Source organism: Pandoraea sp., assembly GCF_004297875.1.
Lineage (GTDB): Bacteria > Pseudomonadota > Gammaproteobacteria > Burkholderiales > Burkholderiaceae > Pandoraea.
Window position 1 is genome coordinate 1 of the sequence record NZ_SCSK01000012.1, and the last position, 15,211, is coordinate 15,211.

Annotated in this window: 12 protein-coding genes; all 12 read right to left on the reverse strand. The window is 63.2% G+C overall.

Annotated features, from left to right (window positions below; all coding sequences use genetic code 11):
• Positions 1 to 1,416, reverse strand: a 1,416-nt coding sequence (locus EPN80_RS05270; protein WP_293024547.1) for a Tar ligand binding domain-containing protein, incomplete at its 3' end; no start/stop codon positions are given.
• A 95-nt stretch (positions 1,417 to 1,511) separates the two neighbouring features.
• Entirely contained in the window at positions 1,512 to 1,985 is a 474-nt protein-coding gene (locus tag EPN80_RS05275) for a chemotaxis protein CheW (RefSeq protein ID WP_366469053.1), read from the reverse strand.
• 62 nt (positions 1,986 to 2,047) lie between these two features.
• Positions 2,048 to 4,132: a chemotaxis protein CheA gene (cheA, locus tag EPN80_RS05280; protein WP_293024579.1), complete on the reverse strand. Its 2,085-nt coding sequence runs from the start codon at positions 4,130 to 4,132 to the stop codon at positions 2,048 to 2,050.
• Positions 4,129 to 4,533, reverse strand: coding sequence for a response regulator (locus EPN80_RS05285; RefSeq protein ID WP_293024548.1), 405 nt, complete (start codon positions 4,531 to 4,533; stop codon positions 4,129 to 4,131). Before EPN80_RS05285 ends, cheA begins: the two co-directional genes overlap by 4 nt.
• 21 nt (positions 4,534 to 4,554) lie before the next feature.
• A complete protein-coding gene (motB, locus tag EPN80_RS05290; protein ID WP_293024550.1) occupies positions 4,555 to 5,505 on the reverse strand; it encodes a flagellar motor protein MotB in 951 nt (316 codons plus the stop codon).
• 19 nt (positions 5,506 to 5,524) lie between these two features.
• The gene (motA, locus tag EPN80_RS05295; protein WP_293024551.1) at positions 5,525 to 6,385 is read right to left on the reverse strand and encodes a flagellar motor stator protein MotA; all 861 of its coding nucleotides are present in this window, start codon (positions 6,383 to 6,385) and stop codon (positions 5,525 to 5,527) included.
• A 160-nt stretch (positions 6,386 to 6,545) separates the two neighbouring features.
• Complete coding sequence (gene flhC / locus EPN80_RS05300; RefSeq protein ID WP_293024553.1) at positions 6,546 to 7,112, reverse strand: flagellar transcriptional regulator FlhC; 567 nt, start codon at positions 7,110 to 7,112, stop codon at positions 6,546 to 6,548.
• Between the two features lie 78 nt (positions 7,113 to 7,190).
• Entirely contained in the window at positions 7,191 to 7,508 is a 318-nt protein-coding gene (gene flhD / locus EPN80_RS05305; protein ID WP_293024554.1) for a flagellar transcriptional regulator FlhD, read from the reverse strand.
• A 494-nt stretch (positions 7,509 to 8,002) separates the two neighbouring features.
• Positions 8,003 to 9,718, reverse strand: coding sequence for an AMP-binding protein (locus EPN80_RS05310; protein ID WP_293024555.1), 1,716 nt, complete (start codon positions 9,716 to 9,718; stop codon positions 8,003 to 8,005).
• Between the two features lie 266 nt (positions 9,719 to 9,984).
• Entirely contained in the window at positions 9,985 to 12,726 is a 2,742-nt protein-coding gene (locus tag EPN80_RS05315; RefSeq protein WP_293024557.1) for a hypothetical protein, read from the reverse strand.
• 567 nt (positions 12,727 to 13,293) lie between these two features.
• Positions 13,294 to 13,713 (reverse strand): F0F1 ATP synthase subunit epsilon, encoded by a 420-nt coding sequence (locus EPN80_RS05320; RefSeq protein ID WP_293024559.1) that lies wholly within the window; start codon positions 13,711 to 13,713, stop codon positions 13,294 to 13,296.
• A 106-nt stretch (positions 13,714 to 13,819) separates the two neighbouring features.
• Positions 13,820 to 15,199: a F0F1 ATP synthase subunit beta gene (atpD, locus tag EPN80_RS05325; protein ID WP_293024580.1), complete on the reverse strand. Its 1,380-nt coding sequence runs from the start codon at positions 15,197 to 15,199 to the stop codon at positions 13,820 to 13,822.
• Positions 15,200 to 15,211: the final 12 nt, after the last annotated feature.

Sequence of the window (15,211 nt, forward strand, 5' to 3'; positions counted from 1 at the left end):
CGCGTTCTGCTTGACCGTCGCCGTCAGCTCTTCCATGCTCGAGGCCGTCTCCTCCAGCGACGCCGCCTGCTGCTCCGTGCGCGCCGACAGGTCCGTGTTCCCCGCCGAGATCTCCCGCGCGGCCGTGTCGATCGCGTCGATGCCGCCGCGCACGTCGCTGACGATATTGAGCAGGCTGTTTTTCATGGCCCCCATGCCGAACAGCAGCCGCCCGACTTCGTCGCGTCGCTGTGACGCGATCGAGACCAGCAAATTACCGGTGGCGATCTGCTTGCTGGCATCGAGCGCCTGGGCCAGCGGCTTGACGATCGAGCGGCGCAGGATCGTGCCAAGCAGGACCAGCAGCACCACGCCGGCCAGCACGCCGCCGAGCATGATCGCGCGCGTGAGGCGGAATTGCCGCTGCGCCTGACCGTCCAGATAGTCGGCCTGGGTCAGCTCGAGCCGCACCAGCGAATTGAGCTCGTCGCGCAACGGTCCATAGGCCGGCTGCACGGCCTGCGTGTACAACTGCTCGCTTTGCGGCGAGGCCGAGCGCAGTGCCGCCACCAGCTTGAGCACGCCGTCGCGGTTGAAGCGCTTGCGAATCACGTTGAAGCGATCGGCCTCCGGCTTCAGATCGCTCGACACGGTGGGCGCGAACTGCGCCCACAGCTGGTCGATGTCGCTATTGTTCTGCACAATCTCGTCGGCATTGTCCTTTTGCACGTTGAAGTTGGGATTGCTGATCGCGTTGGACATCAACACCGCATTGCGGTCGAGCTTGGCGCCGATGGTATTGAGCAGCCCGACCGGCACCATCGACCCGTGATAGACGCTGGCCAACTTTTGGTTGGAGGCCTGCATGCCGAACAGGCCCAGCCCGCCCACGGCCAGCAGCAGCAGCGCACCGGTGACGATCATGCCGGTGAGGCGCGCGCTGATGCTTGTCAATTTGAGCAGCCTGAGCCAGCCGCGCGGGCCCGTGCGCTGCAACTGCCCCTGCCGGATTCGCAGGCCGCGCGCGCGACCCGCACGGAATTTGGCATAGGCGGCGGTGGCCGCCTCGACTTCGCCGGCACGCGGCTTGAGCCGCAGGGACGTATAGCCCACCACCTTGCCGTTCTCCAGCGTCGGATTGACGGTGGCCAGCACCCAATAGAAGTCGCCGTTCTTGCGGCGGTTTTTCACCAGGCCGGTCCAGGTCTGGCCCGCCTTGAGCGATTTCCAGAGGTCGTCGAATGCCTCGGACGGCATGTCCGGATGGCGCACGATGTTATGCGGCGCACCGATCAATTCTTCCTTCGAAAATCCGCTGACCTCGATGAATGACGGGTTGGCGTAGGTAATGCGCCCCTTGAGGTCGGTACGCGAGATCAGATAGTCCGTCTCGCTGATAACGTATTCGTTGTCGGTCACCGGCTGGTTGTTTCTCATCGGTCTCTCTCTTTCCGGCTGATCTTTTCACCCGCGACGCCCGCGTCGCCCACGCGGCGCCCTGTGTCGTCCCCGTAACACCGTAACGCGGCGCCTTAGCTCGCGACGCGATCGATCAGCGCCATGTCGTTGCTGGTCATGAGCTTTTCGATATCCATCAGAATCAGCATGCGCCCCTCGACGGTGCCAAGCCCGGTGAGGTATTCGGTGGTCAGGGTCGCGCCGAACTCGGGAGGCGGCTTGATATCGCCACGCGCCAGCGTCAGCACGTCGGAGACGCCGTCGACGACCATGCCGACCACGCGATTGGCGACGTTCAGGATGATCACCACCGTCTGTGTGTCGTACTCGACGCGGCCGAGATTGAATTTGATGCGCATGTCGACGATCGGCACGATGATGCCGCGCAGATTGATCACGCCCTTGATGAATTCGGGCGCGTTGGCGATACGCGTGACCGCGTCGTAGCCGCGGATTTCCTGGACCTTGAGGATGTCGATGCCGTACTCTTCGTCGCCCAGCGTGAAGACCAGGAATTCCTGGCCATCGCCGTCGTTCTGCATCGCCATGTGGTGGCGGGAGACTCCCGCTTCGTGCTGAAGATTTTCCATATTCGCCATGCTCCCGTGGTTCAAGAAGAAATCGCCGCCGCCTGGCGGTTATTGCGTTGCAGGGCCGCCACGTCGACGATCAGCGCCACGCTGCCGTCGCCGAGAATGGTGGCGGCGGAAATGCCGTGTACTCGTCGATAGTTGGTCTCGAGGTTTTTCACCACCACCTGGTGCTGGCCGACCAGCTCGTCGACCAGTAGCGCAAAGCGCCGCCCCTCGGCTTGCAGAATGACGACGATGCCCTCGGTCGGATTGACCCGCGCTGCGGGCACCTGAAAAGTGCGATGCAGCTCGACCAATGGCAGGTATTCGCCGCGCACCAGCACGACCTGGCCTTCGCCGGCCACCGGGCGGATGTCGGCCGCCGCCGGCTGCAGCGACTCCATGACGTAGTTCAACGGCAGGATGAAAATCTCGTGGCCGACCTTGACCGACATGCCGTCGAGGATCGCCAGCGTGAGCGGCAGCACGATGCGCGTGGTCGTGCCCCGACCGCGCGTGGACTGGATCTCGACGTGGCCGCCCATATCCTGGATGTTGTTCTTGACCACGTCCATGCCGACGCCTCGGCCCGACACGTCGGTGATGGCCTCGGCCGTGGAGAAGCCCGGCGCGAAGATCAGTTGCCAGACTTCGCTGTCGCTCATCGACTCGCTGGCCGGCAAGCCCTGCTGGATCGCCTTGGCGAGGATCTTGTCGCGCTGCAGCCCGGCGCCATCGTCGCTGACTTCGATGACGATGTTGCCGCCCTGGTGCGCGGCCGACATCACCAGCTGGCCCACCGGGTCCTTGCCCGCCGCGACGCGCACCGCCGGCAATTCGATGCCGTGATCCAGGCTGTTGCGCACCAGGTGGGTGAGCGGGTCGATGATGCGCTCGATCAGGCTCTTGTCGAGTTCGGTGGCCTGCCCGAAGGTGACCAGTTCGATCTGCTTGCCGAGCTTGTTGGCCAGATCGCGCACCACGCGCGGGAACCGGCTGAACACGTAGTCCATCGGCATCATGCGGATCGACATGACCGCTTCCTGCAGGTCGCGCGCATTGCGCTCGAGCTGCCCCATGCCGTTGAAGAGGCGGTCGTGCAGTACCGGGTCGAGCGAGCTGGCGGTTTGCGCGAGCATGGCCTGCGTGATCACCAGCTCTCCGACCAGGTTGATCAGTTGATCGACTTTTTCGACGCCTACCCGGATCGAGCTGGTTTCGTGGCCAGGCGCGGCTGCGGCGGGTGCGGCGCCCGCGCGCGCCCCAGCCGCGGCGGCCGGCAGCGCGGCACCGCTGGCGAGTTCAGCGTGATCGGTTGCACTCAGGACGGCGGCGCCGGCGGGCTCGGCATCACACGCGGCCGAGCCCGCGTCCGGGCGGTCGTCGGCACCGTCCGGCGTCGACGCGGAAGTCTTGACATCGATCTGCCCCGGTTCGATCACGAAGCAGCACACGGCGATGATGTCGTCGGCGTCGCAGGTCGTATCCAGCCATAGCGTGAGCGAGGTGTCGGTGGCGCTGCGCGCGACGATTTCGCCCAGATTGCCGAGTTCGTCTGCCAGCAGGTCCTGATCTTTCGTACTCACGCCGCTGAGCGTGACTTGCAGGCGCTGATGGTCGCAGGCCGGCTCGGGCAGGCCCGCCGCGGCCGGCGCCGCGCTGGCCGGCGCCACAGGCGTTGACGGCACGGCTGGCGCAACCGGCGCAGCAGCCGCGGCGGGCGCACCGGTCTGTTGTTCGAGAGCCAGGGCTTGCAGCACGGCGCAGATGCGCGCCATGGCCTCCGGGTCCGGTTCGCTCGAGGAGCGATAGGCATTCAACTGTTGGTGCAGCACGTCTTTGGTTTCCAGGAAAGTGTCGATCATTTCGGTGCGCAAGGCCAATTCGCCGCGCCGCGCCCGATCTAGAAGGTTTTCCAATAAATGCGTGGTTTCGGTCAGCGCCGTGAAACCGAAAGTGGCCGCGCCGCCCTTGATCGAGTGGGCCGCGCGAAAGATCGCATTGAGCTGCTCCGCGTCGGGCGCGCTCACGTCGAGCGCGAGCAGCAAATGCTCCATTTCCGCGAGCAGCTCTTCGGCTTCGTCGAAAAAGGTTTGGTAGAACTGCGTTATATCCACCGTTATCCCCGTTCGTTATTGGCTTGAATCGAAGCTGCCGAAGCACCCAGCAGCGCACCCACCACTTCGATCAGCATCGCCGGATCGACCGGCTTGAGCAGCCAGCCGCTGGCGCCGGCCGCGCGCGCTGCCTCCTTGTAGGCGGCATCGACTTCGGTGGTCAGCACCAGAATCGGCGCACTCCCATAGCCGGGCAACGCACGCAGTGCGCGAATCAGCGCCAGGCCGTCCATGCCGGGCATGTGCTGGTCGGTCAGCACCAGATCGAAGTGTTCCCCGCGTGCACGTTCGAGCGCGGCGGCGCCGTCGCTCGCGGTGCTCACCCGGTAGCCGGCCTCGCCCAGGCTCGCCGAGATGATCTGCCGCATGGCGGCGGAATCGTCGACCGACAAAATGGATTGCGTCATGTGCGTCATTTCCTTGCCTTATCACCGCTTGGCCGCAGCGGGCGCTTGCTCCGCCTGCGCCGCGGCCTGTACCGCGATCTGCGCGGCGCCCTTCTGATCCGGAGCATCGACCGTGGCCGCGTCGTTCTCGCGCTCCAGGGCGGCTTCCGCCTGATGGTTCAACACAATGATGCTGATGCGCCGATTGATCGGGTCGGCGGGGTTTTCCTTGTCGAGATTAAACGTCGAGGCCAGGCCCTGCACGCGCGCGATTTTATCGGCGTCCATGCCGCCGGCGATCAATTCGCGCCGCGAAGCGTTGGCGCGATCGGCCGACAGCTCCCAGTTGCTGTAGTCCTTGTCGCCGGTGGCGTAACGGGTCGAATCGGTGTGCCCGGACAGACTGATGCGGTTGGGCACGTCGTTGAGCGCCTTGCCGATCTCGCGCAGGATGTCGCGCATGTAGGGTTCGACCCGGGCGCTGCCATTGGCGAACATCGGCCGGTTCTGGGTGTCGACGATCTGGATGCGCAAGCCTTCCTTGGTGATGTCGATGAGCAGTTGCTTGCGGAATTGATTCAGCAGCGGGTTCGATTCGATGGCCTGCAGCAGGCGTGCCTTGAGGCGGCGCAATTGCTCGGCCTCATTGCGTTGGCCGGCGGCCGCGCTGCGTGTGGGCGGCGGAGGATTGGCGCCATGCGCGATCTGGCCCTGGGAGCGCGTCATGTCCGGCCCGCCGCCGTCGATGACACCGGCGCTGTCGGCGGCCCGCTTACCGCCCATGATCGCGACTTTGAGCGGGGTGCGGAAATATTGGGCGATGCCTGCCAGTTCGTTGTGATTGGCCGAGCCGAGCAGCCACATCAACAGGAAGAACGCCATCATGGCGGTCATGAAATCGGCGTAGGCGAGTTTCCAGGCGCCGCCGTGATGGGCGGCCGGCGCGTTGTTGCTGCGCTTGATGATGATGGGGTGGTTGCCCTTGTCGCTCATGATTCACCTTGGCACCGCCCTAACGCGCCTTGACCTGGCGCACGTGGTCTTCGAGTTCCGCGAACGACGGGCGCTCGCTGGAGTACAGCACCTTCCGGCCGAATTCGACCGCCAGCGCCGGCGCGTAGCCGTTGAGGCTGGCCAGCAGCGTGACCTTGATGCACTGGAATACTTTGCTCGATTCGGCCACGCGATGCTCGATGAGCGAGGCCAGCGGGCCGATGAAGCCATATGAGAGCAGCACGCCGAGAAAGGTGCCGACCAGCGCCTGCGCAATCAGCGCGCCGAGTTCGGCGGCCGGCTTGTCGGCCGATGCCATGGTGTGCACCACGCCCATCACGGCGGCCACGATACCGAAGGCCGGCATCGCGTCACCCACTTTCGAGATGCAGTGCGCGGGCATTTCGCCTTCATGCTTGTAGGTTTCGATTTCGTGATCCATGAGGTTCTCGATTTCGAACGCATTCATGTTGCCGCTGACCATCAGGCGCAGGTAGTCGGTGAGAAACTCCATGATGCGGGCGTCGCGCGCGAGCAGCGGGTACTGGCTGAAGATCGGGCTGGCCGCGGGATCGTCGACGTCGGCCTCGATGGCCAGCATGCCGTCCTTGCGCGCCTTGGCCAGCAGTACGTAGAGCAGCGCCATGAGTTCCATGTACAGCGCCTTGGTGTATTTGGAGCCGCGCAAAAGCGGCGGCAGCGAGCGCAGCGTGGCGCGAATCGCCTTGCCGTTGTTGCCGACCAGGAAGGAGCCGATGCCGGCTCCGCCGATCATCAGCAATTCAGTGGGCTGAAATAGCGCGCCAAGGTGCCCGCCTTCCAAGGCGTACCCCCCGAACACCGCGCCCAGAACGATCGCATATCCAATAAAAACCAGCACTTCCGGGTTCCTCTCGCAAATTCAGGGCATTCAGGGAATAGCTCGCCAAACACGCCTAAAGCCATGCGGAAAATATCTTTCTCTCAGAGGTATTACGGCAGCGCGAGGGAAAAACTGAAGGGAGGAAGTCGAGCCGGGGGAACGAAATTCGCCGCGACGCTCAAAGCGCCAGACACGCCTGCCGGGCGTCTGTCTGCTCGGCGGCGGTCTTGCTCTTGCGCGTCTTGCCGGCGCGCGACGGCGGCTGGCACAAGCCACAGACGAAGTGGTTGCGCGGTTCGTGAGCGTGCGCCACGAAATGGCCGCCGCAACGCGTGCACGGGGTCATTTGCAGCATTTTGCTGTCGAAAAAGCGCGTGAGCGTCCACGCGCGGGTGAAGCTCAGCACCGGCTCCCAGGCGTGCAGGTCGACGTGCTCGCGATACAGGCGGTAGCTTTTGACGATCGCCTCGATGCCTTCGCAACGGGCCTGTTGCGTCAGGAATTGATGGATGTTGTAGAACAGCGACGAGTGAATGTTCGGCAGCCAGGTGACGAACCAGTCGGTGGAAAACGGCAGCATGCCCTTGGGCGGCGAGACGCCCTTGAGTTCTTTGTAGAGCTTGATGAGCCGATCGCGGCTCAGCGTGGTCTCGGCCTCCAGCATCTGGAGGCGGGCTCCCAACTCGACCAGTTCGATCGCCAGCTGAATCTGCTTGGCTTCGTGAACCACGCTTTTGCTGCGCATAGTGCTCATTCCTGCAACAAACGAATAGACATGCCTCGGGCCGCGCTCGATCGGCTTCGACCGGCTGCGGCCACCGTGTCAGCCAATGGCCTCGACCGGCTGGCTCGCCAGCAGGATCGATGCGTGCGACTGCTGCACGGCAATGTCCTTGGCCGTATGCGTCAGATTCGAGAGGATCGCGTGATCGTCGAAACGGAAGCGGCACAACAACAGATTGGATGAGGCGAGTTTGACCAGTTGCGCTAGCGTGAGTCGGCTCAGAACGTCGGCCAACTCTTCGCTGACACCCAGACGGAACATTGCTGCAGCGCGATCCTCGCGAATCAAACGTTGCGCTAGCACCAGATAGGAAAGGTTAATTTCCCGGATCTCGTTGAGTGTTTCGCTGTTACTCATGTAACCCCCGTAGATTGTGGTTTTGGCGACACTGGCCCAATCTCGGTTGCAATTTTGCAGCGATCCGCGGCGGAAAAAAATCAGAGATTCATCCGCACGGACTATAAGTTTTTCGGAAATTTTGTGTAGGTATTTTTCCTACAGGCATAGGAAAACTTTCCCTGCCGGCTGGAAAGCCTTGATGGGAGGACCTGAGCGGGCGCATCGCGAAAAAATCCGCTTCGCCACAATATGGATGCCGATCGCGCGACCGGCCGTCTCGCCCGGCGCTGCGCGAAGCGATGTCTATATTTCGGCCGGCGTCGGGAAAACTTTAGGCGCTACCGAAAAAATTTTTTAAGACATGGAGCGTACTATGCCGACGCCGCCAGACGAGTAACAGCATCTTTACAGATGGTTACAAGTTGGCGCGGCGGCGGTTCGTGCGTGAGAACGGGGTGTGGCCGGCCGGCGATATCGGGCCTTGAACCGATCGCGCCGCCGACGGGCCCTCGCTAGGCGGTTTTGCTCTCGGTCAGGCCGAGTTCGTCGACCATCGATGCGCGCATGATGAATTTTTGCACTTTGCCCGTTACGGTCATGGGCATTTCGTTGACGAAGCGGATGTAGCGCGGGATCTTGTAGTGCGCGATCTGATCCTGGCAGAACGCGCGAATCTCGTCTTCGGTGGCGCTCTGGCCGGGCTTGAGCACCACCCAGGCGCAGACTTCCTCGCCATATTTCGCATCGGGCACGCCGAACACCTGCACGGCCTGGATTTTTGGGTGACGGAACAGGAATTCCTCGATTTCGCGGGGATAGATGTTCTCGCCGCCGCGGATCAGCATGTCCTTGACCCGCCCGACGATGTTGCAGTAACCGGCCTCGTCGAGGGTGGCGAGATCGCCCGTGTGCATCCAGCCGTCGCGGATGGCCTCGCGCGTTTTCGCTTCGTCGCCCCAGTAGCCCAGCATGACCGAGTAGCCGCGCGTGCACAGTTCGCCCTTTTCGCCGACCGGGACGATCGCGCCGCTGGCGTCTACCAGCTTGACCTCGAGGTGAGGCTGCACGCGGCCGACGGTGGTGACGCGTTTTTCCAGCGGATCGTCGGTCGAACTCTGGAACGACACCGGGCTGGTTTCGGTCATGCCGTAGGCAATGGTGACTTCGCTCATGTGCATCTGCGAAATCACCCGTTTCATGGTCTCGATCGGACAGGGCGAGCCGGCCATGATGCCGGTGCGCAGCGACGAGAAATCGTATTTCGGGAAATCGGGATGATCGAGCTGCGCGATGAACATGGTCGGCACTCCATGCAGGGCGCTGCAACGTTCCTGCGCCACGGCGCGCATGGTGGCCGCCGGATCGAATGCCTCGCCGGGAAACACCATGTTGGCGCCCGTGCTCACGCAGGCCAGCACTGCCAGCACCATGCCGAAGCAGTGATAGAGCGGCACCGGAATGCACAGGCTGTCCTGCTCGGAGAAACGCATGGCCATCGCGATGAAGCGGCCGTTGTTGACGATATTGTGGTGCGTGAGCGTAGCGCCCTTCGGGTTGCCGGTGGTGCCGCTGGTGAACTGGATGTTGACGGCTTCGTGCGCGTCGAGCGTCGCGGTGATGGCATCGAGCTCGTCGACCGCCGCGTTGGCCGTGCCCGCGACGATGTCGTCGTAGTTGAACATGCCGGGCGTGCGGGCCGCCCCCATGCGGATCACGATACGCAAGTCGGGCAGCTTCTGCGCATGCAGTTGCCCGGCTTCGCATTGCGCGAGTTCGGGCGCAAGGGTCTGCAGCATCGCCAGGTATTGCGAAGTCTTGAACGATTCGGCGGCGATGATGGCCTTGCAGCCGACTTTGTTGAGCGCATACTCAAGCTCGGCGAGCCGATAGGCCGGGTTGATGTTGACCAGAATGATGCCCAGGCGCGCGGTGGCGAATTGCGTGACCAGCCATTCGACCCGATTGGGCGACCAGATGCCGAGGCGATCGCCCTTGCGCAGGCCGAGCCGGTGCAGGGCGAGCGCCAGGGCATCGACCGCCCGGCTGAACTCGCGCCAGTTCCAGCGGATTTGCTGTTCGCGAAACACCACCGCCGGGCGCTCGGGATAGCGTTGCACGCTGTGCGCCAATAGTTGCGGGATGGTCGCCTCCGAGAGCGGCACGGCGGTGTCGCCTTTGACGTAGGACAGGCCGTCACGCGGCGCCAAGCCGGCATTTACTTGATCCATACTGCGTCTCCTCCAGTAACAGCAGGGCGCCGGCCGCCACGATGGCGCACAGGCGAATGCGATGTATTTTTTTCTGCGGCGCCCGCCTTGCCCGAATGCCGGACAGCCGGGTTCAACCATGCCTGTTTGAAGCATAGCGTGCCTGCGTTGTTTGACGTTTACGTTAACGTAAAAATAGCTTGACGAGGATCAGGGAAGGTCCGGATTTTCGATCCCGCTTTTGCCAGGGGCGGCACCGGAAGGCGCCGCCCGCGGATCGGGCCCACTCAGCGCTCGAGACGCACCTTGAAGCCAACCGTGCCCCGCTCGCCGGGCGGCAGGCTCCCCGAGAAAGTCCACCGTATCTGCGCGCCGCCGACCATGTCGTTGTCCTCGTCGGGCGCCTCCACCCGGCACGCCAGCGCCGCGGGTATCTGCTTGCACTGCGCGCTTTGCGGCACCAGCGTGGTGTGGGCCGGCACGAGCTCCCGAATCGTCAACTCGTGCAGCGGCTGATCCGAGCGATTCATGAATTCGATCGTGTACGCAAGCGTCCCGCCCGGCCTGGCATTGTCTTTGTCGACATGCGTCTTCAACCGCAACGGGCCGCCGTCGGGTGTCTTGTCGGGTATCACGCGCAATGTGTGACGCGCCTCGGCCGTGCCGGCAACATTGCCCGCCGCCGCCTCGACGCGACTGTCGATGCGGCTGTCGACCGCCTCCGGCGCGACCTGCAGCGGGATTTTGATGATGGCCCGGCGTCCCGCCTTGAGCATCGCCCCAGGGGCCAGCAACGCACTATGCTGCGGCGACCCGTCCCAGGTAGCCTCAAGCCCCTGCTGCAGATCGCTTTGCGTATCGAAGTACGGGGTGCCGTGCTGCTTCAGCCCGGCCGGCAGGCGGTATCGCAATTGCACGTCGCTGAGCGCCTTGGCCGCGTTGAGCACCACGCGGTACAACACCGCCTCGCCGGGCTGCCTGTCGTCCTTGGCAAACGGCGCAAAGGTGACCGTCATCGCATCCTGAACCGGGATGCGGGCGATCAGCAACGGCGGCGCGGCCAGGTCCTGCTGGCTGACGAAATTGGCCCGCCCGGCCGCCTTGACCTGGATTGCGCCCTGCGCACCGGCCTTGACCCGCACGGGGATGTCGATCACCGCGTGTTTGCCGGCCAGCATGCCCGGCGCGTCCTCCCCGCTGACCAGCAAACGCGTGGTCGCCCCGAACGCCGCTCCCGCGCCGGTCCAGCCTTTGTTGAGCCGCGTGGTGTCGATCGGCTGCGCGCCGTCGCCCTGCTCGCTCAGCGCGGCCCGATAGCGCAGCGTACCCGCCTGGCCTTGCAGTTGCGGTGCGCCGGCCAGACTCAGCGACAGGTCGATCTGCTCGGCGGCAGACGCGGCCGCCAGTTTCAGACGATAAGTGATTTGGTCGCCAACCGTGACATTCGCTCCGCCCATCAACGGCTTGCCGTGTTGATCGAATACCGTCAGCGTGCTGTCACGGAACACGCCTGCGGGACTCGACGGACGCATGACGACGGATTTTGCCTCGGACGGCTCCGACCAGAGGCCCTCGTTCTTGCGCACGCGCAGACGGATGTCGTAATGCCCACTCGACCACGCGGCCGATTCGGCGATCGCGATTGTATGGTCCTGGGTTCGTGTGTTTTGCAGCGCAACCGCTTGGCCGTCCGTCCAGTCACCGCCCTCACGGCGCCATTGCGGCTGCACGACGTCGACGCCGGGCGGTGGCCTGAGCGTGACGCTGACTTTGCGTCCCGGCGCCGAGCCGGCGGGCGGCTTGCTCCACTCTGGCGGCAACGGCTTTACTTGAAAGCTGCGAATCTCCGAATCCGGTGACCAGTTTGCGCTACCCCGCCTGACCCAGAATATGACCATGTACTGCGATCGGTCGGTTGGCAGCCAATCCGCAGTATCGGGGAGAACCACGCTGCGGTCGCTGTCAAGCTTGAGGTCTCCGCTGACGTGCCAAAGACCCTTTTCGCCGCGTCGCCAATAGGCCTGCAGGTGCGTTGCCTCCTCGCCCTTGTCCACGGCGAGCCTGAATGGCTGGCCTTGCAGCCTGATGCCGGGATTGTCGTCAGCCCAGCGCGCGCTGGGGGTGACGTCGATGTGCTGCCGGTTGAGAAGAATGAGGTCCGTGCTGCCCCGGCTGGCGGTGATTCTTATGTCGTGCCAACGGGCCCTCAATGCCTTCTCGGACAGGCACGAAAATTTACCATCGCTGACCGCACAGGTACCGAGGTCGATCGCCTCCGGCCAGACCGTTTCCATTTTTATTTGTTTCACACCTCCGTCAACCCAGCCATTTACCCGCAGCCGCTTGTCTTCGAGGCGCAGCGCCGTGACACCCCCAGCGAGGACGTCGACAGTTTTACTGCCGACATAGGTTTCAAACTTGCCCTCGTAGTAGACGTAAAACTCCAACGTCTGGCGTCCGGCGGGCAAGTTGTAGAGGGAAAACCACCCCAACCCCTGACCGGCCAGAATGTAGGGGCCGACCCCATCTTTCTTGTACCAGGCCTTGACGGTGCCGGTCGCGCCGTTACCCCGCCACGCGCCGGTGATGTCGACGCGCCCCTGGACGTGTTTGTGCGGTGTGGCGGTAGACACGCCACCGGAGAGCGGACGGATCTTGAAGTATCGTGAACTCACGCCTGGCTCGGTGTTGCGCCACGGATAAATTTCCGTTACCGCCTCATACGTCTGGCCGGGGACCAAATTCAAGGACAGCTCGCCCGCATAGAGTGGTTTCGCCGTATCGATCACCTCGTAGCCCCGTTTTGGCACCCGACCGTCGGGATAGTCGCGCCGATCGCAACTGCCGTTGATGTCGCTGAATCCGTAGGACGCCCCATCGCCGGGCGCGATCACGGAGAAATAGCAGGATTCGAAGCCCCACGAGTTATGGCGCCAGGTCATGGCCACGTGGATCAGGTCGCCGATGTTGAACTGGGCGGGATTCGCCGCCGTGGAGTGCGCCAGATCGCCGATTTGCTCGACTTTCACGGCCGACGCCGACGGCGACCCCATGGCCAGCCCGACGGCGAGCAAAGCGCCTGGTATCAGGCTCCGGATTGAATGGCTCCGGACCGCGTCAACGCACCACTGGGCGCAATATTTCAGCAGGCGTGACCGCCTCTCGAGCAAAGACATCATCCTGTCGACCATCTTCGTTAAGCGTGAACTTTTCCAGGAGACGCCGTGCGCGCCTCTTGGGGGGGTTTAGCTTGCGGAAGATAGCAACGATTACATATCGCTGACTTTAGGACGATTCCATTTATCCAACGCGATTAAACGGCAATTTCCTAATGCGTAGTCCTATGCATGGGTGCCAAGCAACATTGACATATCGGAGTGCATCGATCCGTTTGTCTTTGGATTGCTTGAGTTGCGACGCGAGGGGAATTCACGTGCATCAGAGTTTTCCGATGTCTCGAATTGTCAATATGGTGTTCCCGACAGTTCACGCACGAGCGTGGCCTGATCGATACCATCACGCCAACCAGAAAGACAAAAGGCGGCCGAAGCCGCCTTTTGTCTTTGCTGACGCGCGTCTGCGCGATGCTCGTCGCGTCAGGCTTTTTTCTTGCGGAACCGCTGAATCGTCGCGAGTTGCGCAACCGCCTCGGCCAGCTCCGCCTGGGCTTTCGCGTACTCGATGTTCGAGCCCTTGTTGGAAAGCGCTTCTTCGGCGCGACGCTTGGCTTCGGCCGCCTTCGCCTCGTCCAGGTCGTTGCCGCGCATCGCCGTATCGGCCAGCACCGTCACGCTGTCGGGTTGGACTTCGAGAATGCCGCCGGCGACGAAGACGAATTCTTCCTCGCCCGAGGCAGTCTCGATACGCACCGCGCCCGGCTTGATTCGTGTGATCAGCGGCGTGTGCCCGGGCAGAATGCCCAGTTCACCGGCCTCGCCCGGCAGCGCGACGAAACGGGCCTCTCCGGAGAAGAGCTCGTCTTCCGCACTGACGACGTCTATATGAATGGTTGCCATGATTGCTCCCGTTGAGTTTGGTGCAGGCGGCGCCGGCGGGTTTTGTTCATCCGCTGGCGCCTTCGTGAGTCACCTGTCCGCTTTGCTTTGCCGGACACTCAATCGATTACTGCAGTTTCTTGGCCTTCTCGAAGGCTTCGTCGATCGTGCCGACCATGTAGAACGCCTGCTCGGGCAGGTGGTCGCATTCACCATCGACGATCATCTTGAAGCCGCGAATCGTTTCCTTCAACGGGACGTATTTGCCCGGAGCGCCAGTGAACGCTTCGGCCACGTGGAACGGCTGCGACAGGAAGCGCTGAATTTTCCGGGCGCGAGCCACCGCCAGCTTGTCTTCCGGCGACAGCTCGTCCATGCCCAGAATCGCGATGATGTCGCGCAGTTCCTTGTAGCGCTGCAGCGTAGCCTGCACGCCGCGCGTCACACCGTAGTGCTCTTCGCCAATGACGTTCGGGTCGATCTGACGCGAGGTCGAGTCGAGCGGATCGACCGCCGGGTAGATACCCAGCGAAGCGATGTCACGCGAGAGCACGACGGTGGCGTCCAAGTGACCGAAGGTGGTCGCCGGCGACGGGTCGGTCAAGTCATCGGCAGGCACGTAGACGGCTTGCACCGACGTGATCGAACCGGTCTTGGTCGAGGTAATGCGCTCTTGCAGACGGCCCATTTCCTCGGCCAGCGTCGGCTGGTAACCCACGGCCGAAGGCATCCGGCCCAGCAATGCCGAGACTTCGGTGCCGGCCAGCGTGTAACGGTAGATGTTGTCGACGAAGAACAGCACGTCGCGGCCTTCGTCGCGGAAGTGCTCGGCCATCGTCAGGCCGGTCAGCGCCACGCGCAGACGGTTACCCGGCGGCTCGTTCATCTGCCCGTACACCAGCGCGACCTTGTCGAGCACGTTGGAGTCTTTCATTTCGTGGTAGAAGTCGTTCCCTTCACGGGTACGCTCGCCCACGCCGGCGAACACCGAGTAACCGCCGTGCTCCTTGGCGATGTTGTTGATGAGCTCCATCATGTTGACGGTCTTGCCCACCCCGGCGCCACCGAACAGACCCACCTTGCCGCCCTTGGCGAACGGGCAGATCAGATCGATAACCTTGATGCCGGTCTCGAGCAGTTCGGTCGACGGCGCGAGCTCGTCGAATGCCGGTGCATTCTGGTGAATTTCACGCTGGCTTTCCTGGGGAATCGGGCCGGCTTCGTCGATCGGTCGACCCAGCACGTCCATGATGCGGCCCAGCGTGGCCTGACCGACCGGCACGGTGATGCCCTTGCCGGTGCTCTTGACCATCATGCCGCGGCGCAGCCCTTCCGAGGAGCCCAAACAGATGGTCCGCACAACGCCGTCGCCCAACTGCTGCTGCACTTCGAGCGTCAACTCCGAGCCATCCATAATGAGCGCGTCGTAGATCTTCGGCATGTGGCCGCGCGGAAATTCCACGTCGATCACGGCGCCGATGCACTGTACGATCTTGCCTTCTACCATCGCAGTACTCAT

Excerpts from the sequence above, each read along its gene's own strand:
- EPN80_RS05275 (WP_366469053.1), bottom strand. The coding sequence starts at position 1,985 with ATGGCGATGCAGAACGACGGCGATGGCCAGGAATTCCTGGTCTTCACG.
- EPN80_RS05285 (WP_293024548.1), bottom strand. The coding sequence starts at position 4,533 with ATGACGCAATCCATTTTGTCGGTCGACGATTCCGCCGCCATGCGGCAG.
- motB (WP_293024550.1), bottom strand. The coding sequence starts at position 5,505 with ATGAGCGACAAGGGCAACCACCCCATCATCATCAAGCGCAGCAACAAC.
- flhC (WP_293024553.1), bottom strand. The coding sequence starts at position 7,112 with ATGCGCAGCAAAAGCGTGGTTCACGAAGCCAAGCAGATTCAGCTGGCG.
- flhD (WP_293024554.1), bottom strand. The coding sequence starts at position 7,508 with ATGAGTAACAGCGAAACACTCAACGAGATCCGGGAAATTAACCTTTCC.
- EPN80_RS05310 (WP_293024555.1), bottom strand. The coding sequence starts at position 9,718 with ATGGATCAAGTAAATGCCGGCTTGGCGCCGCGTGACGGCCTGTCCTAC.
- EPN80_RS05320 (WP_293024559.1), bottom strand. The coding sequence starts at position 13,713 with ATGGCAACCATTCATATAGACGTCGTCAGTGCGGAAGACGAGCTCTTC.
- atpD (WP_293024580.1), bottom strand. The coding sequence starts at position 15,199 with ATGGTAGAAGGCAAGATCGTACAGTGCATCGGCGCCGTGATCGACGTG.